Source organism: Nakamurella panacisegetis (assembly GCF_900104535.1).
Classification (GTDB): domain Bacteria; phylum Actinomycetota; class Actinomycetes; order Mycobacteriales; family Nakamurellaceae; genus Nakamurella; species Nakamurella panacisegetis.
Window position 1 is genome coordinate 1,088,460 of sequence record NZ_LT629710.1, and the last position, 25,008, is coordinate 1,113,467.

22 protein-coding genes are annotated in these 25,008 nt (G+C 69.1%); 12 read left to right on the forward strand and 10 right to left on the reverse strand.

Features of this window, described 5'->3' with window-relative positions; genetic code table 11:
- The 3 genes from dusB (at position 1) to BLS97_RS04715 (ending at position 4,565) form a co-directional block, all read left to right on the forward strand.
- Positions 1–1,245 (forward strand): tRNA dihydrouridine synthase DusB, encoded by a 1,245-nt coding sequence (dusB, locus tag BLS97_RS04705; protein WP_090474814.1) that lies wholly within the window; start codon positions 1–3, stop codon positions 1,243–1,245.
- A 38-nt stretch (positions 1,246–1,283) separates the two neighbouring features.
- On the forward strand, positions 1,284–1,760 hold the full coding sequence (locus BLS97_RS04710) for a hypothetical protein (protein WP_157695184.1): 477 nt from the start codon (positions 1,284–1,286) through the stop codon (positions 1,758–1,760).
- Positions 1,761–2,084: 324 nt separating this feature from the next.
- Positions 2,085–4,565: an LCP family protein gene (locus tag BLS97_RS04715; RefSeq protein ID WP_090474816.1), complete on the forward strand. Its 2,481-nt coding sequence runs from the start codon at positions 2,085–2,087 to the stop codon at positions 4,563–4,565.
- Between the two features lie 147 nt (positions 4,566–4,712).
- On the opposite strand, the gene BLS97_RS22655 is transcribed toward BLS97_RS04715, so the two are convergent.
- On the reverse strand, positions 4,713–5,465 hold the full coding sequence (locus BLS97_RS22655) for a hypothetical protein (RefSeq protein WP_157695186.1): 753 nt from the start codon (positions 5,463–5,465) through the stop codon (positions 4,713–4,715).
- 372 nt (positions 5,466–5,837) lie between these two features.
- On the opposite strand from BLS97_RS22655, the gene phoU reads away from it, so the two are divergent.
- A complete protein-coding gene (gene phoU / locus BLS97_RS04720; RefSeq protein WP_090474817.1) occupies positions 5,838–6,521 on the forward strand; it encodes a phosphate signaling complex protein PhoU in 684 nt (227 codons plus the stop codon).
- Positions 6,522–6,661: 140 nt separating this feature from the next.
- Here phoU and BLS97_RS04725 read toward each other — a convergent pair whose 3' ends face one another.
- The 7 genes from BLS97_RS04725 to BLS97_RS04755 form a co-directional block, all read right to left on the reverse strand.
- The gene (locus tag BLS97_RS04725; RefSeq protein WP_157695187.1) at positions 6,662–7,639 is read right to left on the reverse strand and encodes a hypothetical protein; all 978 of its coding nucleotides are present in this window, start codon (positions 7,637–7,639) and stop codon (positions 6,662–6,664) included.
- A gap of 227 nt (positions 7,640–7,866) precedes the next feature.
- Complete coding sequence (gene pstB, locus BLS97_RS04730; protein ID WP_090474819.1) at positions 7,867–8,646, reverse strand: phosphate ABC transporter ATP-binding protein PstB; 780 nt, start codon at positions 8,644–8,646, stop codon at positions 7,867–7,869.
- Between the two features lie 34 nt (positions 8,647–8,680).
- Complete coding sequence (pstA, locus tag BLS97_RS04735; protein WP_090474820.1) at positions 8,681–9,754, reverse strand: phosphate ABC transporter permease PstA; 1,074 nt, start codon at positions 9,752–9,754, stop codon at positions 8,681–8,683.
- Positions 9,755–10,903, reverse strand: a complete 1,149-nt coding sequence (gene pstC, locus BLS97_RS04740; protein WP_231988355.1) for a phosphate ABC transporter permease subunit PstC — start codon at positions 10,901–10,903, stop codon at positions 9,755–9,757.
- Positions 10,904–11,036: 133 nt separating this feature from the next.
- Positions 11,037–12,302, reverse strand: coding sequence for a phosphate ABC transporter substrate-binding protein PstS (gene pstS / locus BLS97_RS04745; RefSeq protein WP_231988356.1), 1,266 nt, complete (start codon positions 12,300–12,302; stop codon positions 11,037–11,039).
- A gap of 242 nt (positions 12,303–12,544) precedes the next feature.
- The gene (gene mshD / locus BLS97_RS04750; RefSeq protein WP_172832212.1) at positions 12,545–13,432 is read right to left on the reverse strand and encodes a mycothiol synthase; all 888 of its coding nucleotides are present in this window, start codon (positions 13,430–13,432) and stop codon (positions 12,545–12,547) included.
- The gene (locus BLS97_RS04755; RefSeq protein ID WP_090474822.1) at positions 13,429–14,130 is read right to left on the reverse strand and encodes a winged helix-turn-helix transcriptional regulator; all 702 of its coding nucleotides are present in this window, start codon (positions 14,128–14,130) and stop codon (positions 13,429–13,431) included. Before BLS97_RS04755 ends, mshD begins: the two co-directional genes overlap by 4 nt.
- A gap of 255 nt (positions 14,131–14,385) precedes the next feature.
- Between BLS97_RS04755 and BLS97_RS04760 the strand changes: the two genes are divergently transcribed.
- The 6 genes from BLS97_RS04760 (at position 14,386) to BLS97_RS04780 (ending at position 18,270) form a co-directional block, all read left to right on the forward strand.
- The gene (locus tag BLS97_RS04760; RefSeq protein ID WP_231988357.1) at positions 14,386–15,108 is read left to right on the forward strand and encodes an alpha/beta hydrolase family protein; all 723 of its coding nucleotides are present in this window, start codon (positions 14,386–14,388) and stop codon (positions 15,106–15,108) included.
- Positions 15,109–15,154: 46 nt separating this feature from the next.
- Complete coding sequence (locus BLS97_RS04765) at positions 15,155–15,847, forward strand: LmeA family phospholipid-binding protein (protein ID WP_157695188.1); 693 nt, start codon at positions 15,155–15,157, stop codon at positions 15,845–15,847.
- 67 nt (positions 15,848–15,914) lie between these two features.
- Positions 15,915–16,010: a putative leader peptide gene (locus tag BLS97_RS24405; RefSeq protein ID WP_407938032.1), complete on the forward strand. Its 96-nt coding sequence runs from the start codon at positions 15,915–15,917 to the stop codon at positions 16,008–16,010.
- Between the two features lie 221 nt (positions 16,011–16,231).
- Positions 16,232–17,059 (forward strand): sulfurtransferase, encoded by an 828-nt coding sequence (locus BLS97_RS04770; protein ID WP_090474825.1) that lies wholly within the window; start codon positions 16,232–16,234, stop codon positions 17,057–17,059.
- Positions 17,060–17,088: 29 nt separating this feature from the next.
- Positions 17,089–17,385, forward strand: coding sequence for a DUF1416 domain-containing protein (locus tag BLS97_RS04775; RefSeq protein WP_090474826.1), 297 nt, complete (start codon positions 17,089–17,091; stop codon positions 17,383–17,385).
- 231 nt (positions 17,386–17,616) lie between these two features.
- Positions 17,617–18,270 (forward strand): FABP family protein, encoded by a 654-nt coding sequence (locus tag BLS97_RS04780; protein WP_172832213.1) that lies wholly within the window; start codon positions 17,617–17,619, stop codon positions 18,268–18,270.
- 57 nt (positions 18,271–18,327) lie between these two features.
- Here BLS97_RS04780 and pgm read toward each other — a convergent pair whose 3' ends face one another.
- Positions 18,328–19,965 (reverse strand): phosphoglucomutase (alpha-D-glucose-1,6-bisphosphate-dependent), encoded by a 1,638-nt coding sequence (pgm, locus tag BLS97_RS04785; RefSeq protein ID WP_090474828.1) that lies wholly within the window; start codon positions 19,963–19,965, stop codon positions 18,328–18,330.
- A gap of 177 nt (positions 19,966–20,142) precedes the next feature.
- On the opposite strand from pgm, the gene BLS97_RS04790 reads away from it, so the two are divergent.
- Positions 20,143–21,555: a glutamate decarboxylase gene (locus tag BLS97_RS04790; protein ID WP_231988358.1), complete on the forward strand. Its 1,413-nt coding sequence runs from the start codon at positions 20,143–20,145 to the stop codon at positions 21,553–21,555.
- Between the two features lie 59 nt (positions 21,556–21,614).
- Here BLS97_RS04790 and BLS97_RS04795 read toward each other — a convergent pair whose 3' ends face one another.
- Complete coding sequence (locus BLS97_RS04795; RefSeq protein WP_090474829.1) at positions 21,615–23,678, reverse strand: glycogen debranching N-terminal domain-containing protein; 2,064 nt, start codon at positions 23,676–23,678, stop codon at positions 21,615–21,617.
- A gap of 248 nt (positions 23,679–23,926) precedes the next feature.
- Here BLS97_RS04795 and BLS97_RS04800 point away from each other — a divergent pair, with 248 nt between their 5' ends.
- Positions 23,927–24,970 (forward strand): LacI family DNA-binding transcriptional regulator, encoded by a 1,044-nt coding sequence (locus tag BLS97_RS04800; RefSeq protein ID WP_090474830.1) that lies wholly within the window; start codon positions 23,927–23,929, stop codon positions 24,968–24,970.
- Positions 24,971–25,008: the final 38 nt, after the last annotated feature.

Here is a 25,008-nt window from a genome sequence, read left to right on the forward strand (position 1 = left end):
ATGGGCACCGTGAGTACCGCCACCGCCCCCGCCGGCCCCGAGGTTGTCCCGACCGCCGACGTGCTGAAGATCGGCCCGTTCCAGGTATGGCCGCCCATCGTGCTGGCCCCGATGGCCGGCATCACCAACACCTCCTTCCGGGGTCTGTGCCGCGAGTTCGGAGCCGCGCGATCCTCGGAACGGATCCCGGGTGACGCCGGCGCGGAACTGCGCCCGACGGCGACCGAGACCATCGCCGGCCTCTACGTGTGCGAGATGGTCACCACCCGGGCGCTGGTCGCGCGCGACTGGAAGACCATGGAGATGATCCGGTTCGGACCGCAGGAGCAGCCACGCTCGCTGCAGCTCTACGGGGTCGACCCGGTGGTCGTCGGGCAGGCGGTCCGAATGGTGGTGGAGGAAGACCTCGCCGATCACATCGACCTGAACTTCGGCTGCCCCGTCCCGAAGGTGACGCGGAAGGGCGGCGGATCCGCGCTGCCCTACAAGCGGAAGCTGTTCGAGGCGATCCTGCAGTCTGCGGTCCGTGAGGCCGGCCACCTGCCGGTGACCATCAAGATGCGGATCGGGATCGATGACGACCATGTCACCTTCGCCGACGCCGGCCGGATCGCGCAGGCGTCCGGCATCGCCGCGGTCGCGCTGCACGGCCGGACTGCCATCCAGCACTACTCCGGCCAGGCCGACTGGTCCGCCATCGCCCGGCTCAAGGAGGTCGTCACCGACATTCCCGTGCTCGGCAACGGTGACATCTTCCGAGCCTCGGACGCATTGGACATGATGGCCAGGACCGGCTGTGACGGTGTGGTCGTAGGCCGCGGTTGCCAGGGCCGCCCGTGGTTGTTCGCCGAACTGGCGGCGGCCTTCGAGGGCCGTCCCGCACCCACCCCACCCGACCTGCGCGCCGTCGCTGCGGTGCTGACCCGGCACGCCGAACTGCTGGGCCTGGAGATGGGCCCCGAACGCGGAATCCGCGATCTGCGCAAGCACATTGCTTGGTATCTCAAGGGTTTCGCCGCCGGTTCGGAGATCCGGCGGGAACTTGGCATGGTGTCCAGCCTCGACCAGCTCAGCGAGTTGCTGTCCCGCCTCGACCTCGACCAGCCGTTCCCGGACGCCGCTGAGGGACCGCGCGGGCGGCAGGGCTCCCCGCAGGGTCGCGTGGTGCTGCCCTACGGGTGGCTCGACGATCCGGACGAGATGATCGTGCCGTCCGACGCCGAGTTGGACGCCGGCGGCGGTTGATGCCCCGGCGCGGCGGGCGACCCGCGGTTGCCCTGATCATGCTCGGCCTGCTCGCGGGCTGCGCCGGTTCGGCGACGACCGCGTCCGGAGCCTCGTCGTCCTTTCCGCCGCCATCGGCCTTTCCGCCGCCATCGGCCCGGTCGTCGGCCCCCGCCGACGACTCCACCCCACTGGCCCGGGTGCGGGCGGCCATCGATCGATTCAACGCCACGGCCGGGAAGCAGGTCGCGGCCCAGCAGCAGGTGCTCGAAGCACTGGTCAGCTCCGGGCAGACCGCCCAGCAGAGGGCTTGTCCGGTCGCCACCACGACGATCGAACTGGAACCGGTGTACGCCCGGCTGACCGCGGCGCCGCAGTGGCACCCGAGCAGCGGGACCATGGCCGGGACGGCGTACGCGCTGCCCACGTTGATCCGGATCTACACCGGAGACCGGATCACCGGGACGGATCTCACCGATCTGCACCTGACGATCGACGCCGGTCAGGTGCGGTTCCCGGCGATCTGCCTGCGATAGACAGAACCGGGAACCCGGACATATCGACCACCGCCAGGAGCGCAACCCCCGCCGCGACCGGACGTCTCTTTACGGTGTGCGCTCCTCGGCGACCGGGTATACCTGGTGCAAGGGGCCATCACAGGGCGTGACCCTAAGATGGCCAGCACCCAGCCACCCCCGCGGTCGGACTGCCCACCGTAACCGGATGGACGGTTTGCTCGACAAGGGCAAGGACGGGCAGCATCACGATCAGTATCGGCCGTTCGGCGATCTCACGCTGAGGCGCAGGTGCGTCGATCCAGTTCCACCCAGGACCAGCAACACCGAATACAAGGAGGTCGCGTGAGCGACGAGCCGCGCGACGGCAGTACCGCGGGCGACGGAACCAGCCCATCCGGACCGGCCGGTTCGCCGCCGAGCCACGCCGCATCGCCGCCGCCCGACGCCGCCTCGACCCCGTCAGCCCCCTGGGAGCGGCCGCGACGCTGGAATCAGAATTCGCTCGACGCAACCAGGGTCGATGATCTGTTGGCCCGACTGGGCGGCGCGGAAGACGCACCCTCCGGCCGTCGCCGCCGCCGCCAGGCTGAGTCCGACACCGGCGAGAGTGTCTCGGCGAGCGACCTGATCGCCGCTCTGACCAGCGACGAACCCGATGGCGATCAGGCGCCGGCCGCAGCCGTTCCGTCGGCGTCCACCGTTCCCCCGACTGCCGCGCCGGCCGCCACATCCCTACCCGCCGAACCTGCGGCCGCCACGTCTCCGGCGGCCGAACCCGCCGGTGGCACCTCGCCGGAGGCCGGCGTCACGGTGCCGGTCGGGCCGGCCTGGGTGACCCGTCCCGTCGGGCCACCGCCCACGGCTGCGGAAGTCATCACCCCGCAGCCGGTGAACGTCGCGGCAGCCGAAGCGACGATGGTCCTACCGCCCCGGATCGGGCCGAACGACCCGGCTCCCATTCGCGATCTGGGTGACGACCCCCGCACCGACTTCATCCCCAAGATGGTCGGCACCACGGCCGAGCAAGCCGAAGCCGACTCGATCCGCGCGGCGCTCCAGCGGAGCAGTGCTGCCGATCCGACCGAGGTCGTCTCGTTCGTTCCGCTGGCGGCTGCGGCCGGAACGGCCGGCGACCCGCCGCCCCCCGTCGACGGCAACAAGAGGCTCGAACATTCCGATCCGCCGCCCCGTCGGCGACGCGGACTGTTGTACGCCAGCCGCACGGTGGCCGCACTGGTTGCCTTCATCACGCTGCTGGGCGTCGGAGTCGAGTGGAAGATCAAGGATCGGGCCGATGCCGGGCTCGCAGCCAACAAGGTCGCCGCGGTGAACCTGACCGACACCCACATCTCGGCCGCCCGGACCGCGGCCACCACCTACACGAACTCCAACGGCGTCAAGACGACCGAGGCGGCCCCGCCGAAGACGACCTACGCCGCCGAGAACATCCTGCTTCTCGGCTCGGACACCCGGGCCGGTGGCAACGGGAACGCCGGCGACTCCAACTCCTCCACGAGCAACGGGGTCGCCAATTCCGACACGCTGATGGTGGCGCACATCTCCGGCGACCGGCAGCACGTGACGATCCTGTCGATCCCCCGCGATCTGATCATCCCGGCCCCGTCCTGCAAACTCTGGAACGCCGGCACCAACAAATACTCCGACCAGAGCAACGACATCAGCCCCGGCCAGACGTACCACATCAACAGCGCATTCTCGGTGGGCGGCCCGAAATGCACGGTGACCGCCGTGCAGACCTTGACCGGGCTCGGCATCACCCGCGTCATCGGCATCGACTTCAAGGGGTTCCAGTCGATGGTGGACGCCCTGGGCGGCGTCACCGTCAACGTCTGCCGACCGGTGATCGACACCGAACTGGGCACGGTCGTGCCGAACACCGGCACTCAGACCATTCACGGGGAGCAGGCACTGAACCTGGTCCGCGCACGCCACGTCGTCGGCGACACCGAATCCGACCTGGCCCGCATCCGCCGTCAGCAGATCGTGTTGTCGGCCATCCTGCGTCAGGTGACCGCGGCCGGGACCTTGCTCAACCCGTCCAAGCTGGACAACTTCCTGCAGGCCTTCACCAAGAACACCTTCACCGACAACGTCACGGTGGAGAACCTGGTCACGCTGGCCGGTTCGCTCGGCAGCCTGGATCCGGCCCACGTCACGTTCTACACCCTCCCGACCGTGCCGAGCACGAAGGTGTCGGGCGCCCTCGACGTGGATTCCAGCAAGGCCCCGGCCATCTTCGACGATCTGGTCAACGACCTGCCCCTCCCGGGCGAGATCACCACCACCTCGGCCAAGCCGAAGCCCACCCCGGTCACGCCGGCGCCGACCACGGCCGCCCCCAGTCTGAAGATCACCGTCAGCCCGGCCAAGGTCGACCTGGAGGTCTACAACGTCACCGGGCAGGCCAATGTGGCCACCACCGCCCAGCAGAAGCTGAACGCGGTCGGGTTCAACGTGACCGGCGATCAGCTGTTCAAGCCGGACAAGGGAACGCAGTCCGGCACGACCGTGCTCTACGCCCCGACCAACCGCGCGGCCGCGCTGACCGTCGCCGCCGCCGTTCCGGGGTCGACCCTGGTCGTCACCCCGGGGCTCGGGACGACGGTCCGGCTGATGCTCGGTGCGTCCTACGCCGGGGCGATCGATGCCGTGACCGTCGGCGCCCAGGCCCCGGCCTCGCTGGCCACCGCGGTCAGCACCGGCCCGTCCATCGACACGACCGCGGCCAGCTCGTCCGGCACCGCGACCTCCGGCACCACCAGCCTCTCGTCGGTCAATGCCGGCGCCCGCACCTGTATCTAGACGCCTCGACAACGAGGCCGGCAGGCTGTCGTCGTGGCGATATGTGACCCGTCCCCGGGGCAGCACTTCCATTTCCACGCCGGCCACTCCGGTCGGCGGTCCGCACGGCACCGTGATCGAGCCGCCTGATCTCACCGGTCTGCACATTCACCGCTCCAGCAATGTCCCGCTGCGATCCGAACTGAGCAGAAGAGTGGAATATCGCCCATAAATGGTCGAAACCGGGTCAGGCGGTGCAGCAGAGGGCCGCACCACTGTTGCCGTTGCTCGGAAGTTGGCTTCTGCTCGGGCGGAAGCGTCATCGCCGTTCTTCTCATCGAACGCTCGCTGTACTACCGCGGCGTCTACGTCGCCGTGCACGGCACGACCGGCGTCCTGTCGGATGACGCCATCACCGCAGGATTCTGCGCTGAAATCGGGGTGATACTCGGCATTGTGGCGGTCTTGGCCAGCGTTCGACGTCTGCTCCCGGCAGTCGGAAGAGGCCGGCCGGCGTGTTGATGCAAACATCGCCATCGTGTGCCGGTCCGTTGCCGTGATCTTCTGCTGGGTTCCGGTTCTCCCCCTGACTGGGCTCGGCCCGCGATTATCGCCGGAAGCATCGGATTCCTTCGGTCGCACCGGGGTAACGAGACGCGCATCCTCGGCCGGACCGGCCTGACGTTGGGTTTGACGGCCGCCGGCAGCGCACTTCGGGTCATGCTGTTCGAGCAAATTCTCTGAATCCGTCTCCTGGTGCGAATGAAGCCCGCCTTCGTCGTGAACAACCGGAACGCTGTCGCCGGCCCGCTGATCGAAGGCCTGCGCCGGCGCCCGACCGGCGCGCGGGTTCCGCGAGCAGGGTTGCCGGGCGATCAACACCAGGTCCTCGACGAGCGTCGTCGCTAGGGGGTTGCGCATGAAACCGATCGGGACCGACCCGGCAAGACAAGGCTGTGCCGGTCGGTGACCGGCCGCCGGTGTCGCTGGCCACCGCCGTCAGCACCGGATTCTCGATCAGCACCACAGCGGAGGCCACACGGTCGTCGAGCGGCTCGGAAGGATCCGCCGACCTCGCGTCGGTCGATGCCGGCACAAGCATCCGCGTCTAGCTGACTCGTCACAAGGGGCCCGTGATGGGCCACCATTCCGTGTGCCGGGCCCGGCAACGACCGATCGCAGGCGGACGGATCGGCCCGGGTCAGACGCAATTGAACCGCAGGACACATGCCGTTCACCGGCAATCCACCCGAAGTGCGACAAGTAACGTGCCCGCCGATCTATCCTCTGTACATGCGCGAGGCTTATCAGATCCGGCTCAACGACCTCGGCGACCACGGGGCCCGTATGTGCCAAGTGGCCAGTGACGCTCTGCGTGACGCCACCAAAGCACTGCTGACGGCCGACCTTGCGCTGGCCGAGAAGGTCATTGCGACCGACGTCCAGCTCGATGAGATGCGTGCCAGCTCCGAGACCGTCGCGTTCGAGATCCTTGCCCTTCAGGCGCCGGTGGCCTCCGACCTGCGGGCCGTCGTCTCGGCGTTGTGGATCGTCGCGGACCTCCAGCGGATGGGCGCCCTCGCCATCCACGTGGCCAAGGCAGCCCGACGCCGGCACCCGGCGCAGGTCATCCCGACCGAGGTCCGCCCCATCTTCGAGCGTATGGGGCGCGTCGGGGTGCACCTGGCCGACCAGGCCGGCAAGGTGCTGCAGGAGCGTGACATCGAGCTCGCCCGGGTGATGGAGTCCGAGGACGACCTGATGGACGACCTGCACCAGGAGATGTTCGCCGCGCTGCTTTCGCCCAATTGGACCCACGGCGTGGAGCCGGCCGTAGATCTGTCGCTCCTGGGCCGCTTCTACGAGCGCTTCGCCGACCACGCCGTCGCCGTCGCCCGACGCGTGGTGTTCCTGGTGACCGGAGAGAACGTCGGCGGCGACACCACCCCGACCGCCTTCACCCCGCCCGAACGCTGAGCCGCTCCCCCTCGCGAGCCCGTCCCTCAGCGTCGCCGGCCCGGACCCGGCCCTCAGCGCATCGACCGGAATGATAATCACCGGAAGTAGCCGGAAACGGGTGAATATCATTCCAGTCGATGTCGATCAGCGACGGATGATCAGCGGGACGCGGACTCAGCGCCGCGAATGCTCAACATCGCGCCCACTTGTCTGACCAGCGTCGGCCGGTGGTCCCAGATCATCGAGCTCGTCACCCCGTGCGCCAACCAGCCCAGGTCCCGTAGATCGTTGTACTTCCGGCGATCTCTGGTCAACGCGGCGCCGGTGTGGAACTCGACGCCGTCGTACTCACAGGCGACCTTGAGTCCGTCCCAGCCCAGATCGACGCGATACTGCCGCCCTGGCCCCGCCGTCACCCAGACCTGCGGGGTCGGCGGTGGGAATCCGGCCTCGACGCACACCCACCGCAACCAGGATTCACCGGGCGATTCGGCCCGGTGATCGGCGTACGGCAGCACCTCGCGCACGAGACGAATTCCCCGAATTCGTAGATCGTCGGCCACCGCACGAAAGTCGTCGACGTCGACTCCGGCGAACCTCATGGCCGCGTCGAGCCCGGCCAGGATGTGTTCCGGGCGACGGGCCCTGGCGGCAATGCGCACGGCCGTTTCCGCGGCATCGGTCACTCGGCATCCAGCGATGACGGGCGTCGGCCGCACCGGGTGTATCCGATGTTTGACGACACCGTCGAGATGGCTGGCGAAATCCTGCACCGCGAGGACGTGAGTGCGCTCGTCGCCGGTCAGGTCGAACCCGTGCACCTGCGCCGCCGTGTTGGAGCAGGCGATCACCGGATACCTCAGAGTCAGGGCGGCGGCGGCCAGGCGGACGTGCGGATCGGGCCACGGCAAGCGCCGGATGGCGTCTGTGTCCGGGCCGCCCGGGTCGCGCCCATCCATGGAACGAGGGACCGGAACTGGAGCGTATCCGTTGTGCCACAGCTTCTTCACGACGCCGCCGGCTACGAGGCGTTGCGGGCCTCGGGGTGCGAGGGCGGCCGTGATCTGCGACCCGAGCAATGCCCCGGACTGCGAGGCGGCGAGGGCGGCAAGGTCCGGCGGGAGACGATCGAGCATGACGTGGATCGTCAGCCCGGCGGGCCGTCCGTTCCAGCGCGCCACCGAATATGTGGATCACTCACAACATGGGGACAAACGCATGCGTGGGCCAAAGCCCCCGAAACGGCCCGTCGACCGGAATGATATTCACGCCCAAAGGGCCTGGGAGCGCAAATATCATTCCGGTCGACCCCTCGACGTGCCGCTCGACCCCCGACCCCTCGTGCGGCCAGAGAGACCCTGACTCAGCCGAAGCGGCCGGAGATGTAGTCCTCGGTGGCCTTCTGGCCCGGGTTGGAGAAGATCTTCGCGGTCTCGTCGTACTCGACGAGTTTGCCCGGCTGGCCGACCCCGGCCAGGTTGAAGAAGGCGGTGCGGTCGGAGACGCGGGCCGCCTGCTGCATGTTGTGGGTGACGATGACGATCGTGTAGCTGGTCTTCAGCTCGCAGATCAGGTCCTCGATGGCCAGCGTGGAGATCGGGTCGAGGGCCGAGCACGGCTCGTCCATCAGCAGCACCTCCGGCTCGACGGCGATGGCCCGGGCGATGCACAGTCGCTGCTGCTGACCGCCGGAGAGGCCGGCCCCGGGACGGTTCAGCCGGTGCTTGACCTCCTCCCACAGGTTGGCGCCGCGGAGCGAACGCTCGACGATGTCGTCGAAGGCGTTCTTCGACTTTCGCGTCCCGGCGATCTTGTACCCCGCGATGACGTTGTCGTAGATCGACATGGTCGGGAACGGGTTGGCCTTCTGGAACACCATCCCGACGGTGCGGCGCACGTTCACCGGATCGATGCCCGGCCCGTAGAGGTCCTCACCGTCGAGTTCGACCCGGCCGGTGACGCGGCCGCCCGGAATCACCTCGTGCATCCGGTTGAGGGTCCGCAGGAAGGTGGACTTGCCGCAACCGGAGGGACCGATGAACGCCGTGACGGTCAGTGGTGCGATGTTGATCGAGGCCCCTTCGACCGCGAGGAAATCGCTGTAGTAGACATTCAGATTTTCGACGTCGATGCGCTTGGCCATGTGCGGCAGGCCCTTTCGTATTCGGTGGAGAGAGTCAGCGGGACTTGGGCTTGGCCAGGCGGGCGAGCAGGCGGGCGGCCAGGTTCAGGATCAACACGAGCAACACGAGCACCAGAGCGGCACCCCAGGCCCGCGAATCACCGTAGGCGCCGCCCGCGCCGGTGCGCTTGCCGAGCTGGTCCCAGACCATCATCGGCAGTGCGGCCTGGTCGGCGGAGAACGGGCTGCCGTTGATTCGGTCGGCGTATCCGACCAGCAGGATCAGCGGCGCGGTCTCACCGGCGACGCGGGCGATGGCCAGCAAGGCCGAGGTGATCAGACCGGACAACGCGGTCGGGACGACGATCTTGACGATGGTGCGCCACCGCGTGACGCCCAGCGCGAAGCTCGCCTCCCGGAGCTCCCGCGGCACCAGCTTGAGCATCTCCTCCGACGAGCGCACGACCACCGGAAGCATCAGGATGGCCAGCGCGATCGAACCGGCCGCCCCGAACGGGCGGTGGTCGGTGCCCAGGAGCAGGAAGGTGTAGACGAAGAGTCCGGCCACGATGGACGGGACACCGGTCATCACGTCCACGAAGAAGGTGACCAGCCGGGCGAAGACGCCGCGGCCGTACTCAACCAGATATATCGCGGTGAACAACCCGATGGGCAGCGACACCACAGCGGCCAGGCCGACCTGCTCGAGAGTGCCGATCAACGCCGCGTAGACCCCGCCACCGGGCTCGTCGGCGGTGATGCCGTTCATCGAGTGGGTGAAGAAGTTCAGGTTGAACGCCGGCAGACCCTTGTAGACGATGTAGCTCAGGATCAGGACCAGCGGGACGACGGCGGCCACGAAGCTGGAGTAGATCAACGTCGAGGCGAACCGGTCCTTGGCCCGGCGCTTGCCCTCGACCGCGAACGACCAGCCGGTGAGCAGCAGGACGAACAACAACGCGGCCGAGAAGAAGGCGGTCAACCAACCGGTCCAGCCCAGGGTGGCCTTCAGCGCGAGCGCCAGCAGGACACCGGCCGCGCCGGACAGGTAGGGCGCCGATTTCGGCAGCCGGGCTCCGACCAGCGCCGAGGGCGTCGGCCGGGCCGTTGGACGAGCGATCGTCGTCATCTAGGAGAACTCCTTCCGCCGGGCGATCACCAGGCGCGCGATCGAGTTGACGACCAGGGTGATGCCGAACAGGAACAACCCGGCCGTGATCAGGGCGCCGATACCGAGGTTGTTGGAGGCCGCCTCACCGAACTTGAGCGCAATGGTCGAGGCGAAGGTGTCGCCGCCCTGTTCGGTGATGTGCGTGTTGATGGTGAAACCGGAGTTGAGCACCAGGGCCACCGCGATGGTCTCGCCCAGTGCCCGGCCGAGGCCGAGCATCGCGGCCGAGATCATTCCGGCGCGACCGAACGGAAGCACCGCGGCGCGCACCATTTCCCACTTGGTGGCGCCGAGGGCCCACGCGGCGTCCATGGTTTCCCCCGGCACCTGCAGGAAGACCTCGCGCGTGACGGCCGAGACGGTCGGGATGATCATGATGGCCAGAACCACGCCGGCGATGAGCAGGCTCTGACCGAACTGGCTGGCCTGCGTCGCGGTCCGGTTGTGCAGGAAGGGCAGCCACCCGAAGTACTCCGACAGCCAGCTCTGGAACCCGCGGGTTGACGGCACCAGGAAGTACAGGCCCCACATGCCGAAGACCAGGGACGGGACGGCGGCCAGCAGGTCGACCACGCCACCGAGCAGGGTGGCCAGGCGCCGCTTGGCGTAGTGGGCGATGAACAACGCGATCCCGATGGCGATGGGCACCCCGATGACGATCGCGATCAGGGCGGACACCACGGTGCCGAACAGCAAGGCGGCAATGCCCCAGGTCGGGATGTCGCTCGGATCGTCGGACGGGAAGTTCCAGGCTTGGGTGGTGAGCAGATTGCCGTTGTTCGGGCCGGTGATGGCCGGCAACGCCTTCCAGACCAGGAAGATGGCGATGGCGGCCATGATCACCAGCACGAGGCCGCCGGATCCGGCGGCCATACCGCGGAAGATGACGTCGCCGCGCCGCACGGCCCGCCCGCTGATGCTCTGGCCGTGCCCGACCCGCACTCCAGGGCGCGGACTGGCGTGGACCTGTGAGTTGGTCCGGACGAGGCCGGTCAGCCGACGCCGCGCAGCCTCGGTGGCCGCCGTGGTGTGCGCGGCCGCCATCTCTTCCAGGTCAGCGCCGTCGAGTCCGGCCGCTGGATCGTCCGGGTCGGCGTCGCCGGTCACCGGGCCTCCTGCATGTTCAGACATTTTTCCTCAGTTGCCGCTGGCATGTATGAATGGTGACCGACCGGACACCTTGTGGTCGAACCCGGGCCCCGCACAGAGCAGGACCCGGGCTCGGGGAACACCGACTTGATCAGGCCAGGGCCTTGACCGCGGCGACGACCTTGGTCTGGATCTCGGCCGGGAGCGGAGCGGCACCGAGGGAGACCAGCGAAGCCTGGCCGTCGGTGGCCGTGTAGCCCAAGAACGACTTCAGCAGGGCGGCCTTGTCGCCGTTACCGGCGGAGCAGACGACCTCGTACGTGACGAGGATGACCGGGTACGCGCCGGCCTCCTTGGTCGCGTAGTCGAGCTTCAGGGACAGGTCCTTGCCGGTGCCGACGACCTTGGCCGCGGTCACGGCCTTGCCTGCGGATTCGGCCGTGAGGGCCACCGCGCCGCCGCCGTTGTCGATCTCGGCGTAGCTCAGCTTGTTGCTCTGAGCGAAGCCCCACTCGACGTAGCCGATGGAACCGGTGGTCGAGGAGATGGCCTTGGCCACGCCGTCGCTGCCCTGGGCGCCAGTGCCGCCCGGGGCGGTCCAGGACTTGCCGCCGGTGAACGTCCAATCGCCGGCCGCCGTCAGGTACTTGGTGAAGTTGTCCGTGGTGCCCGAGCTGTCGCTGCGGTGCACGGTGGCGATGGCCAGGGACGGCAGGGTCACGCCGGGGTTGATCGCGGCGATGGCCGGGTCGTTCCAGTTGGTGATCTTGCCGCCGAAGATACCGACCAGCACCTTCGGGGTCAGGATCAGCTTGCTGACACCCGACAGGTTGTAGCTCAGCGAGATCGGGCCGGTCACCATCGGCAGGTTGATCGCATCGTTGTTGTTGCAGCGCTTGGACTTCGCGTCGGCGAACTGCGCCGTCTTCAGAGCCGAGTCGGACCCACCGAAGTCGGTCTGGTTGCTCGTGAAGTCGGTGACACCCTTGCCCGAACCGCCGCCGCCGTAGGCGTTGATGGTGGCGCCGCACTTGGTGTTGTAGTCCTTGATCCACTGCGCCATGACGGTGCCCTGGGCGGTGGATCCGGACGAACGCAGGGTGCCGGTGGCGCAGGTGAAGCCGGCTCCGGCGAACGTGGCGCCGCCGGTCGATGTGCCCGAGGACGCCGCGGCGCTGCTGCTCGTGGCCGAACTGGCCGCGGCCGGGCTGGAGGCCGCGGCTGCGGACGATGCCGGGGCGGAAGCGGGGCTCGAGGCAGCGGCGGAAGCCGGGGCGGCCGACGCGCTGGAGGCCGCCGAGGCCGAGCTGGCGCTCGTCGACGAAGAGCTCGAGTTGTTGTCACTGCCGCAGGCACTCAGGGTCAGTGCGGCCGCGGCCGCCAGGGCCAGCAGGCCGGTGATACGCGTGGTCTTCACGCCATTTCCTCCACAAGTTTGAACGTCTCGTCTCGCCACCGGGTAGTGCGTCGTCTCGAACGGCGCAGTACCGACGTGCGGCTCACCGCTGAAAAGCGGTGCAGTTCAGACGCTAGGGGCGCCCGATGGACAGTCGGGCGGGCTTGAGTGAACGACAGATGAACGACCGGCAAGGGGTCGGTGCCTTCTGTGTGACCGGCGTCGCAACAGCGGGTGGACTGGTGACCGACCGTCAAGGAATGTCAGGTTGCAGCGGCCCGGCGATAGACCACGTCAGTGGTGAAGACCTCGAACCCCAGCCGCCGATAGAGATTGCGCGCCGGCAGGTTGTCACCTTCGACGTACAGCATTGCGGTGGCCGATCGTTCGGCCAGGTAGGCCAGGCCGGCCGCCGTCAGGGGCGTCCCGAGACCGCGGACGCGCTCCCCGTTTCGCACGGCGGCCGGGTCCACCCCGAGGACGTAGATCTCGCCGAGCGGCACCGCCCCGTCCCGGTGCACCTTGGTCCAGTGGAAACCCAGGACGGTGTCGTGCTCGTCGACGGCCAGGAAGAACCCGTCCGGATCGAACCACTCCTGGGCCATCTCGGCCCGCAACCCGGCGAGATCGAGCCGTCCCTGCTCCGGGTGCCAGTCGAAGGCGCGGGCATTGACGCCGAGGAACTGCTCTTCGTCGCGACCCGGGACGAAGGTGCGGAGCCGGACACCGGCCGGCAGGGCCGACGCGGCCACCTGCGCGGCGGCCCAGCTCCGGGAGAGCGGACGCCGCATCTGCAGCAACTCACGGGACCGGACCAGGCCGAGGCGGGCGGCCAGCGCTCGGGCGGGCGCCAGGTCACCGTGGGCCCAGACCGCGCCGGCCCGATCGAGTGCCGCGTGCAGCAACTCGGTGCCCAGGCCCTGGCGGCGATGCTCGGGGGTGACGAACAGCTCGACCGGGTCGTCGTCATGGGACACGGCGAGGCCGAGCACCTGAGTGCCGGACCGGGTGGCCAGGATGTACTGGTCGGAGCCGAGCGCCTCCAGCACGTGACCGGACAGCGGGGCGATCCCGTCGGCCACCTCGGCGGCCCCGGCCGCTACCCGGACGGCGTCGACGGTCGCGGCGGGCAGGCCGTGGATCCAGCTCACAAGCCGGCGGAGCTGGTCGATCCGTCCCGCACCGCGGCCCGGGACGGCGGCACCATCTTGTACCCGACGTTCCGGACGGTGCCGATGAGCGCCTCGTGTTCGGGGCCCAGTTTGGCGCGCAGACGCCGCACGTGGACGTCCACCGTGCGGGTACCCCCGAAGAAGTCGTAACCCCAGACCTCGGTGACCAGCTGCTCGCGGGTGAACACCCGACCCGGATGTTGGGCCAGGAACTTCAGCAGTTCGAACTCCTTGTAGGTCAGTTCCAGTGGGCGACCGCGGAGCCTGGCGGTGTAGGTGTCCTCCTCGATGGTCAGCTCACCGAGGCTGATCATTCCGGAGTTCGCCGAACTGTTGGTACGTGACTCGAGCAACCGCAGGCGGGCGTGTACCTCGGCCGGGCCGGCGCTGGCCAGCACCACGTCCGCGACGCCCCACTCGGGACCGATGGCGACCATGCCGCCCTCGGTGACGATGGCCAGGATGGAGACCGCCAACCCGTCGGATCCCAGCAGGCGGCACAGCGTCCTGGCCGCGGCGAGATCGTGCCGGGCATCCAGCAGAACCAGGTCGTACGGCCCGGATGTCACCAGGGAGGCCGCCTCGGGAGGAGCGGCCCGAACCTTGATCGGGAGCAGATCGACCGCTGGGAGCACCGTCGTCGGCAATGGATCAGCGGTGAGCAGCAGCAGATCCATCGATCGCTTCCTCGCCTTCGTCCGGCATCGGTTTACACATCACCAATCACCGCGATCCTAACGTCCGTACCTGGGCGTCCTCGCCACGGCCGGTCGCCGCCCGTGAAATCGGCCGCCGGACGGGGCCGCCCGGCACCGAGCGACACTTCGTTCCGGCCGGGCCGGGCGGTCCCGCGGCGGCCGCGCTCCCGGCCCGGCGATACTCGGACCATGTTCCGAAGGCCTCCGCCACCGTTCCGGCATCGGGCCCGACCGTTGACCACCGTCACGCGCGACGGCGTGACGCTGCACGGTTGGCATCTGCCCGGCACGCCCAGTGGGCCGGCGTTCGTCATCGGTCACGGGTTCACCAACTCCACCGCCAAGCTGTCGACCAGAGCGGTGATCGACGGCTTCGCCGACTTCGGCGGCGTCATCGCGCTGGATTTCCGCGGTCATGGTCGCTCGTCCGGGTTCGGATCGGTCGGACGCGACGAGATCCACGATCTTGACGCGGCCGTCGGCCTCGCCCGGGCGGCCGGCTACGCGAGCGTGCACAGCGTCGGCTTCAGCATGGGCGGGTCGGTCGCCCTGCGGCAGGCGGTGCTCGGTTCCGAGCCGGTCGACACCGTCACGTCGGTGTCGAGCCCGTCCCGCTGGTACATCCGCGAGACGCGACCGATGCGCCGGGTGCACTGGTTGCTGGAGAGCCCGTTCGGGCCGACCGTTGGCCGGCTGCTGGGTGTTCGACTCGGCGGAGCCTGGCCGGTGGTGCCGCGGACACCGCTCGAGGTGATCGGGCAGATCAGCCCGACTCCGCTGCTGCTGATCCACGGCACGGACGATCACTACTTCTCACCGGCCCACGCCGTCGCCCTGCGCGCCGCGGCCGGCGCAGGCGCGCAGCTCTGGATCGAACCGGGGATGGCCCACGCCGAATCCGCCGCGACGGCCGCCCTGATCAGGCGGATCGCGGAGTGGGCCGGCCGACCCGTCTGAGCCGAACTCACCCTCACGTCGCATCCGGCCGGGCACAATCACCAGCGTGCGCAAACTGCTGATCTTCGTGCTGGTCCTGATCGTCCTGGTGGTGGGCGTGGACATCGGGGGTCGGGCGCTGGCCGAATCCAAGGCCGGTGACGCGGTGGCCGGCAAGACCGGTGGGGTGGCCCCGTCGGTGGACATCCACGGCATGTCGTTCCTGCTCCAGGCGGTACCCGGGCACTACTCGCACATCACGCTGACCTCGAACTCGGTCGTCGCCGGTCCGATCACCGGGATCGCGGCGATCGTCGACCTGTACACCGTCGACTTCCCGCTCAGCGATGCCCTCAAGGGCGACACGTCGCACCTGACCGCTGATCAAGGGCGCCTGGTCGGCCAGATCGCCGCCGGCAAGATCGCCGCCCTGCTGCCGCAGGCCGGGGTGCGGATCAGTGCCGGACCCGACGGCTCGATCCGTCTGGCCACCACGGTGTCGGTCGCCGGCCAGAAGATACCGCTGACGGCGGATCTGGTGACGTCCTTCGAATCCGGCTCGCTGCACCTGGACGCCGAGAATCTCGACGCCGCCGGGATCGCACTGCCGAATGTGGCGGGTTTGCAGAAGAACCTGTCGTTGGTACTGCCGCTGAAGGGTCTCCCGTTCGCGGTGGAATCGGCCGATCTGACCGCCTCCGGATCGAACCTGGTGCTGACCGCCACCGCCAAGAACATCGCCATGGGGGCCACCACCTGACCTGCCCGTCCCAACCTGCGAGAAGACCGCTCACCTGATGGACGCATTCACTGCTACCGTTGTGCGCATGGGCCCCCTGCTGACTTCCCGGCGAGCGGTCGACCTGGTTCGGGTCGGCAGCGCGCTGTGTTGCGTCATCGGGTGCCCCAGCTCCGCGCGGTAGTCCGACTCCGCCGCCCTCAGAGCTCCCCGGCCGTACGCCGCCGCGCACCCCGTTCAACCCTGCCGCAGGGTTGTTCCCTGCTGCGCCGCCCCGCACCGCCAACGGTGGCGACGACGTTCGTCGCCACACCCAAGTCGCACCGCACCGAGTCGCCACGCCCAAGTCGCAACCACCCCAAGTCGCAACCACAACCGGTCGCCACCACAACAAGGAGCAATCAGATGAGCCGCGAGGAGTCCCTCGTCACCACCGAATGGGCAGAGCAGAACCTGTCCACCCCCGGCCTCGTCTTCGTCGAGGTCGACGAGGACACCAAGGCCTACGACGTCGGGCACCTGCCCGGCGCCGTGAAGCTGAACTGGAAGACCGACCTGCAGGATCCGGTCCGCCGCGACTTCGTCGACAAGGCCGGCTTCGAGAAGCTGCTGTCCAGCAAGGGCATCAGCAACGACGACACCGTGATTCTGTACGGCGGCAACAACAACTGGTTCGCCGCGTACGCGTACTGGTACTTCAAGCTCTACGGCCACCAGGCGGTCAAGCTCATCGACGGCGGCCGCAAGAAGTGGGAGCTGGACGGCCGGCCGCTGACCGCCGACGTCCCGGACCGGGTCGAGACGACCTACGTGGCCAAGGAACAGGACCTGTCGATCCGGGCCTTCCGCGACGAGGTGGTCAAGGCCATCGGCGAGCAGAACCTGGTCGACGTCCGCTCCCCCGACGAGTTCTCCGGGAAGCTGCTGGCTCCGGCCCACCTGCCGCAGGAGCAGTCCCAGCGCGCCGGCCACATCCCGACCGCGGTGAACGTCCCGTGGTCAAAGGCCGCCAACGAGGACGGCACATTCCGCTCCGACAGCGAGCTGGCCGAGCTCTACGCCGGCGTCGACGACAGCAAGGACACCATCGCCTACTGCCGGATCGGTGAGCGATCCAGCCACACCTGGTTCGTGCTGGCCGAGCTGCTCGGCAAGAAGAACGTCAAGAACTACGACGGTTCCTGGACCGAGTACGGCTCGCTCATCGGCGTGCCGGTCGCCGTCGGCGCCTGACCTCCCCCTCGACTAAGGACAAGACGACCATGTGCGGATCCCCGACCCAGACCGTCGACCTGCCCGCGGGCACCGACACCACCAACGCCTCGATCATCCAGGGCACCGTGTTCGGTGACCAGGGCCCGATCGCCGGCGCGTTCGTCCGGCTGCTCGACGGCGGCGGTGAGTTCACCGCCGAGGTGGTGACCTCCGCCGAGGGCTACTACCGGTTCTTCGCCGCGCCCGGCGACTGGACGGTGCGGGCCCTCTCCCGGGCCGGCAACGGCACCGAGCAGATCACCTCACAGATCGGCATCCACCAGGTGGACGTGCAGGTCGCGTAGGTTGCGTCGTCACGGCCCCGGCCGTCTCCAACGAGACGCGGCCGGGGCCGTTCGGCGTTGTCGGCCGTGTGATTCCGGACGGACGGGGCCGACCACCGACCGCAGCCCGACCCGGCAGCGATAAGGTGAGGTCGTGCTGGAAATCTTCTACACCTCGCTGCTTGTCGTGGTGGCCCTGGTGATCACCTGGTTCGCGTTCTACGTGGTCTACCGACTGCTCCACGAAGACCGGTGAACGAGCCCAACCCCGAGCCCGCTCCGGAGGTCGTCCGCGGCAGCGGAGACGCCGCCGTCCAGGCCGCCGAGGCCCGGGCCGCCGTCACGCGCGAGCTCAACATCGACACCGTGGCCCCGCTGCCCATCCCGGCCGACACGGCGAACGTGCGGCTCGGACCGGAGATCGACCACGCCTGTCTGTCCCTGTTGCCGCTGGTCGGCGTGTGGCGTGGCACCGGCGTGTACGGCAACGACCCCGGGATCCAGGAGCCGCAGTTCGGCCAGCAGATCACCATCTCCCACGACGGGCGCCCGTTCCTGAGGTACGAGTCGATCACCTGGCTGCTCGGACCCGACGGCACGCCTGGCGCTGCCGCCTCCCGTGAGGTCGGCTTCTGGCGTCCACAGCCCGACGGGTCGATCGAACTGTTGGTCGCCCACGCCGAAGGACGCATCGAGGTGTTCTACGGTCAGCCCCGCTCGCTGACCGCCTGGGCGATGTCCACCGACGCAACCTGGCGCACCCCGACCGCACCACCGGTGGTAGGCGCGACGCGCCTGTACGGGCTCACTCCGGACGGACGGCTGGCCTACGTCGAAGAGCGCGCACACTCCGACATCGAACTCGCGCCGCACGCGTCCGCCGCCCTGGACCGCCTCGCCGGCTGACCGCCTCGCCGGCTGACCGCCTCGCCGGCTGATGCACGCTCGGGGCCAGGCGGCCGATCAGTCGCCCAGCGCCGCCGACACCACCTCGCGGGCCTCGGCCTGCACCTGGGCCAGGTGCTCCGGACCCTTGAACGACTCGGCGTAGATCTTGTAGACGTCCTCGGTACCCGACGGGCGGGCCGCGAACCAGGCGTTCTCGGTGGTCACCTTCAGGCCGCCGATGGCCGCGCCGTTGCCCGGGGCGCTGACCAGCCGGTCGGTGATCTTCTCGCCGGCCAGGGTGTCGGCCGTGACGTCCGACGGAGAGAGCTTGCCCAGCTTGGCCTTCTGCGCCTTGGTCGCCGGGGCGTCGACCCGGGCGTAGGCCGGATCGCCGAACTGCGCGGTCAGTTCCGCGTACCGCTGCGATGGGGATTTGCCGGTCACGGCCTGGATCTCGGAGGCGAGCAGGGCCAGCAGGATGCCGTCCTTGTCGGTGGTCCAGACGGTGCCGCGCTTGCGGAGGAACGACGCGCCGGCCGACTCCTCGCCACCGAAACCGATCGACCCGTCGATCAGACCCGGGACGAACCACTTGAAGCCGACCGGGACCTCGACCAGGGGGCGCCCGAGCTCGGTGACCACGCGGTCGATCATCGACGACGACACCAGTGTCTTGCCGACCCCCATCGTCGGGGACCACTGCGTGCGGTGGCGGAACAGATAGTCGATGGCCACGGCCAGATAGTGGTTGGGGTTCATCAGCCCGGCGTCCGGTGTGACGATGCCGTGGCGGTCGGCGTCCGCGTCGTTGCCGGTGGCGATGTCGAACTCGCCGGCCCGCTTGACCAGTGACGCCATGGCGTACGGCGAGCTGCAGTCCATCCGGATCTTGCCGTCCCAGTCCAGGGTCATGAAGGCCCACTGCGGATCCACGCGCTCGTTGACGACGGTCAGGTCCAGATGCAGCCGCTCGGCGATGGCCGCCCAGTAGGCCACCGAGGCACCGCCTAACGGGTCGGCGCCGATCTTGACGCCGGCGTTCCGGATGGCGTCGATGTCAATGACGTTCTCCAGGTCGCCCACGTAGGAGGCGGTGAAGTCGTAGAAACCGGTGGAATCGGCGTTGCGGGCCTCCGCGTAGGGCATCCGTTTCACGCCGGTCAGTCCGGAGGCCAGCAACTCGTTGGCTCGAGCGGCGATGACCGACGTGGCGTCGGAATCGGCCGGGCCCCCGTTCGGCGGGTTGTACTTGAAGCCGCCGTCGCGCGGCGGGTTGTGCGACGGCGTGACCACGATGCCGTCGGCCAGCTTGTTGCTGCGGCCCCGGTTGGCCTTGAGGATGGCGTGCGAGACGGCCGGCGTCGGCGTGTAGCCGTCGGACACGTCGAGCATGACCGTCACATTGTTGGCGGCCAGCACCTCCAGCGCGGTGGCCGTGGCCGGGCCGGACAACGCGTGGGTGTCGGCGCCCATGTACAGCGGGCCGTCGGTGCCCTGGGCGGCGCGGTACTCGCAGATGGCCTGGGTGATGGCCAGGATGTGGTCCCGGTTGAACGCGGTGTCCAGACTGGAGCCCCGATGCCCGGAGGTGCCGAAGACCACCATCTGGGACGGGTCGGAGACGTCGGGGTGAAGATCCTCGTACGCACCCAACAGGGCGTCGACATCGATGAGATCGCTTGCCTGAGCAGGCTGGCCTGCGCGCGGGTCCATGCACGAATTGAACCCCACCGGGACCGGCCCGGCATCACGGGTACCGGCGGCGGCGTCCGCGGACGACTCGACGCGGACGCCGCCGGAGCGCGCCGGTGCTGGTCCGGCCAGGAACCACCGGCTCCGGCGCCGTCGAATCCGCGCGGCCGGGAAGGGGCTGGGTGGATAGTGGCCATCATGGCTCTCCACTCCCGCTCCGATCCGGCCCCGACCGCCGGCCTGCCCCGCCCGGGACTCGGCTGGTCGAACGCGATGGTCACCGAGGCCAACCCGGCGCTGGGCGAGCGGTTGGAGCCGCCCAAGGAACGACTGGCCGACGAGCCGGTGCCGGCCGACGTGGCCTATCAGCTGATCAAGGACGAACTGCTGCTGGACGGCAGCGCCCGGCTCAACCTGGCCACCTTCGTCACCACCTGGATGGAGCCGCAGGCCGACCGCCTGATGGCCGACAGCGTGGACAAGAACATGATCGACAAGGACGAGTACCCGCAGACGGCGGAGCTGGAGCGGCGGTGCGTCGCGATCCTGGCCGATCTGTGGCATGCCCCGCCCGCGGCGGCGGCGACCGGATGCTCCACCACCGGCTCCAGCGAGGCCTGCATGCTGGCCGGGATGGCCCTGCAACGCCGGTGGGCGAAGCGGGTCGGCGATCGCAACCGCCGCCCCAATCTGGTGATGGGCAGCAACGTCCAGGTCTGCTGGGAGAAGTTCTGTCGGTACTGGGACGTCGAGCCCCGTTTCGTACCGATGGAGGGTGAACGTTTCCATCTCGACGCCGAGCAGGCCGTGGCCCGATGTGACGAGAACACCATCGGCGTGGTCGCCATTCTCGGTTCCACGTTCGACGGGAGCTATGAGCCGGTGCAGCAGATCGCCGCCGCGCTGGACGAGCTTGCGGGCAACGGTGGCCCCGACGTCCCGATCCACGTGGACGGCGCATCGGGCGCGATGATCGCGCCCTTCCTGGACCAGCATCTGGTCTGGGACTTCCGGCTGCCGCGAGTGGCCTCCATCAACACCTCGGGTCACAAGTACGGGCTGGTCTACCCGGGCGTGGGGTGGGTGCTGTGGCGGGACGCCGAGGCCCTGCCGGAGGAGCTGATCTTCAACGTCAACTACCTGGGCGGGAACATGCCCACGTTCGCGTTGAACTTCTCCCGTCCAGGGTCGGAAGTGGTGGCGCAGTACTACAACTTCTTCCGGCTCGGATTCAACGGCTACCAGCAGGTCCAGCAGGCGGCCCGGGACGTCGCCACCCATCTGGCCGACCAGATCGGCGGCATGCCCGAGTTCCGGCTGATCTCACGCGGTGACCAGCTACCGGTGTTCGCCTTCACCACCAGCGACGGCGTCACCGGCTGGGACGTCTTCGCCCTGTCCCGGGCGCTGCGGGAACGGGGCTGGCAGGTCCCGGCCTACTCCTTCCCCGCCGATCGCCAGGATCTCTCGGTCTGCCGGATCGTCTGCCGCAACGGATTCAGCCACGACCTGGCGACGTCCTTCAGCATCGACCTGGTCTCGGCGGTGCAGCAGCTCAACGCCGACACCCGCCCCGGAACCGCCTCCGGCCCTTCGGGTTTCCGGCACTGAGCCGCGTCCGGACGGGTACCACCCGGGACGATCGCCGGAGGGCCGAGCGGCTCCGCGGCTCAGTCCAGCCGCACCCGAACCGACGACCCGGTCTCGGTGGACAGGACCCGGCCGTCGGCGGCGACGTCGACGCGGAAGGGTTCCCCGGCCAGGACCAGGCCGGTGACCGAGAGAGCCCCGATGCCGGTTCCCGGGGTGATCCGGACCTCACCGGCCGGCACGTCGGCCCGCAGTCCCAGGTGGGCCTGCAGCAGTACGACGGCGGCCGCGGCCGACCACGCCTGCGGCCGGCAGGACGCGGGATAGGGCACCGGCACACCGACGTCGGTGGCCGAGAACCCGCCGTAGAGCTCCGGCAGCCGGCCGTCGAACGCCGCACTGGCCGCGAGCAGCCCCTCGGACAGCACGGCCGCCTCGCGGGCGAATCCGGCCCGCTGCAGACCCAGGATGGTGATGGCGGTGTCGTGCGGCCAGACCGATCCGCAGTGGTAGCTCAAGGGCGAGAAACCGCCGGTGGCGGACGACATCGTCCGGAGCCCGAAGCCGCTGGACATGGTCGGGTGCACGAGTCGGGCCGCGACGGCCGCCGCTTCCGCCGGCGACAGCATGCCGCTGGCCAGCAGGTGGCCCATGTTCGACGCCGGGGCGTCCACCTGCTCCTTGTTCCCGTCCAGGGCCAGGATCGGATAGTCGCCGATCTCGTCGCGGGCCCAGAATCGCTCCCGGAACCGGGCCTGTAGGTCGGCCGCGTACTGCCGCCAGCGAGCCGCACCCGGCCGGCCGAACGCATCGAGCAGTTCGGCGCCGGCCAGCGCCGCCTCGTAGGCGTAGGCCTGCACTTCGGCCAGAGCTACCGGTCCGGTGGCGATCCGGCCGTCGGCGAACCGGATCGAGTCCCCGGAGTCCTTCCAGCCCTGATTGGCCAGGCCGCGGGCCGACTTGTCCACGTACTCCAGAAAGCCGTCGCCGTCACTGTCGCCGTAGGCGACCAGCCATTCCAGGGCCCGTTCCATCGTCGGTAGAAGCGCCTCGACATCAGCGTCGGGCAGGCCCCAGCGCCAGGCATCGGCCAGCAGGCAGACCCACAACGGCGTGGCGTCGACGGTGCCGTAGTAGACCGGGGGGAGGAAGGTGGCGGCACCGCTGCCCACCCGTCGGATCTCGTGCAGGATCTTGCCCGGTTCCTCGGCGGTGTCGGCGTCCTCGACCCGTCCCTGCCGGGCGGCCAGTGCGTGCAGGGTGCCGGCCGCCAGGTCGGTGCCCAGGGGCAGCAACATCCGCGCCGCCCAGATGGAGTCGCGACCGAAAAGGGTCAGGTACCAGGGGCTGCCGGCGGCCAGGAACTCGTGTGCCGGGGCGGCGGGGGTAGTCATCCGCAGGCCGCGAAGGTCGGCCACCGACTGCGCGACGAACTGGGCCAGCCGCCGATCGTCGGCCCGCACCAGGGGCGCCCTGAACCCGGCCTTCGGGTCCGCGGCCGCGACCACGCCGGCGCTGTCCGAGACCGTTGCCGTCCATCGGACGGTCCGGGTGGAGCGGGCCGGCACGGACACCGTCCAGGTCAGGACCGCCTCCTGCGCCTCGAGCCGGATTCCGGCCTCCCTGGTTGTGACCTCGACCCGCACATCGGGCGAGCCGAAGCACACGCCCCCCTGGATCGCCTGCGGCGCGGCATCGCGCCCGGTCCCGCCGGCCTTGACGGTTTCCATGTCCAGAAGATCGGTCGCCAGCACCAGCTCCATCTCGACGAGAAGATCCCGAACGCCGGAGTTGACCACCTCGATCGACTCGTCCAGGCCGACCGGAGTGGCACTCCGCCGCCGGCGCAGCCACACCGTCGGGTCCGGGGTCGGCGCGTCCCCCTGCCGGAGCAGGACGACGAATTCCACCGAGTCGGCTCCGCGCATGGCCCAGCTGACGGGCTCGAGCAGGCCGCCGGCCACACTCAGCTCGGCCCGCCCGATCGCTCTGATGTCGGCCCGGAACACCCCCTGCGCTCCCTGCGATCTGATCTGACCGTCCGCGGCCGACAGGACGACGGTCGGCGAGCTCAGAGCGGTGATCAGGTCGTGCAGCAGCGGCTGCAGCGCGAGCGCGCCGGCCGGCGGCGGAAGGGAAGACACGTGTCATCGAGCCTTTCTGTTCATGAGACAGCTTCTCGCAGAGCTTGATTCGGGAATCAGCGCACCGGTTCCAGCACCACTCCCCGGCGCCGGGGCCAAGAAATCTCCCCCCGCGTACTTGACAGGCGCTGTGACCCCCGCAACACTACGTCCATCCCTTGGATCGATCCAAACGAATCGCAGATCTCTTTTGGATCGATCCAAGACAGCTCCGGCACGGCGCCGGACACTCTCGACGAGGAGATGTGATGGCAGAGCACAGCGGAACCGGGCCCGGTCGCACGATCCCGGCCCGCGCCACGCTGGGCTCGGTGGCGGCCCGCGCCGGCGTGTCGAAGCAGACCGTCTCCAATGTCATCAATTCTCCCCACATGGTGCGGGAGGACACCGCGGCCAAAGTGCTGGCCGCGATCGACGAACTCGGCTACCGGCCGCACCGAGCGGCCCAGCAGTTGCGTACCCGCAGGTCCCGCGTGTTCGCCCTGCGGGTGCAGAACCGTTTCCCCGACGCAGTTTTCGACCGCTTCCTGCACGCACTGACCGGAGCCGCCGGAGCCCTGGACTATCGCATCATGCTGTACACGGCGGACGACGACGCCGGCGAGATCACCGCCTACGACGAACTCCTGGATCGCTGGGACATCGACGGGTTCGTGCTGACCGGCACCCATCCCGGAGACACCCGAACCGCTCATCTGTCGCGCGTCGGCGTTCCTTGCGTGACCTTCGGGCGCCCCTGGGACGACTCAGGTCACCATCCTTGGGTCGACGTCGACGGCGCCGCCGGCACCCGAGCGGCGACCGAACATCTTGTCCGACAAGGGCATCGACGAATCGGCTTTCTCGGCTGGCCGGACGGGTCGGGCGTCGGTGGCGATCGGCTGTCCGGCTGGGCGAACGCCATCCGGGACGCCGGCCTCGATCTGCTGCCCCCGTCGCGGGCCGTCAACGACGCCGAACAAGGTCGCTCGGCGGCCGCCGAGCTGATCGACCGCACCCACCCGACGGCCATTGTCTGCGCGTCCGACGTGCTGGCCCTCGGCGCCATCTCGGAGATCACCGCCCGCGGCATGAATGTGGGCGCCGACGTGGCCGTCATCGGTTTCGACGACACCGACATCAGTGCCGTGGCCGGCCTGTCCTCGCTGGCCCAGCCACTGGTCGACGTGGCCGCGCATTGTGCCCGGCTGCTGGCCACTCTGGTCGAGAACCCCAGCGACAGCCGGCCGGAACAAGTCCTGCTGGAACCGCAGCTGGTCATCCGCTCCTCGTCGGCGCCCGTTCGCCGCTGACGTCAACGCTTCCCGTACCTCCGGGCAACCCACCGGAA

Coding starts and splice junctions, on each gene's coding strand:
- pstA (WP_090474820.1), bottom strand. CDS start 9,754: ATGACGACGATCGCTCGTCCAACGGCCCGGCCGACGCCCTCGGCGCTG.
- BLS97_RS04800 (WP_090474830.1), top strand. CDS start 23,927: ATGGCAGAGCACAGCGGAACCGGGCCCGGTCGCACGATCCCGGCCCGC.
- BLS97_RS04770 (WP_090474825.1), top strand. CDS start 16,232: ATGAGCCGCGAGGAGTCCCTCGTCACCACCGAATGGGCAGAGCAGAAC.
- BLS97_RS04755 (WP_090474822.1), bottom strand. CDS start 14,130: ATGGATCTGCTGCTGCTCACCGCTGATCCATTGCCGACGACGGTGCTC.
- BLS97_RS22655 (WP_157695186.1), bottom strand. CDS start 5,465: ATGCGCAACCCCCTAGCGACGACGCTCGTCGAGGACCTGGTGTTGATC.
- pstB (WP_090474819.1), bottom strand. CDS start 8,646: ATGGCCAAGCGCATCGACGTCGAAAATCTGAATGTCTACTACAGCGAT.
- BLS97_RS04725 (WP_157695187.1), bottom strand. CDS start 7,639: ATGCTCGATCGTCTCCCGCCGGACCTTGCCGCCCTCGCCGCCTCGCAG.
- pgm (WP_090474828.1), bottom strand. CDS start 19,965: ATGGACCCGCGCGCAGGCCAGCCTGCTCAGGCAAGCGATCTCATCGAT.
- BLS97_RS04710 (WP_157695184.1), top strand. CDS start 1,284: ATGCTCGGCCTGCTCGCGGGCTGCGCCGGTTCGGCGACGACCGCGTCC.
- BLS97_RS24405 (WP_407938032.1), top strand. CDS start 15,915: ATGGGCCCCCTGCTGACTTCCCGGCGAGCGGTCGACCTGGTTCGGGTC.
- BLS97_RS04790 (WP_231988358.1), top strand. CDS start 20,143: ATGGCTCTCCACTCCCGCTCCGATCCGGCCCCGACCGCCGGCCTGCCC.
- BLS97_RS04775 (WP_090474826.1), top strand. CDS start 17,089: ATGTGCGGATCCCCGACCCAGACCGTCGACCTGCCCGCGGGCACCGAC.
- phoU (WP_090474817.1), top strand. CDS start 5,838: ATGCGCGAGGCTTATCAGATCCGGCTCAACGACCTCGGCGACCACGGG.
- dusB (WP_090474814.1), top strand. CDS start 1: ATGGGCACCGTGAGTACCGCCACCGCCCCCGCCGGCCCCGAGGTTGTC.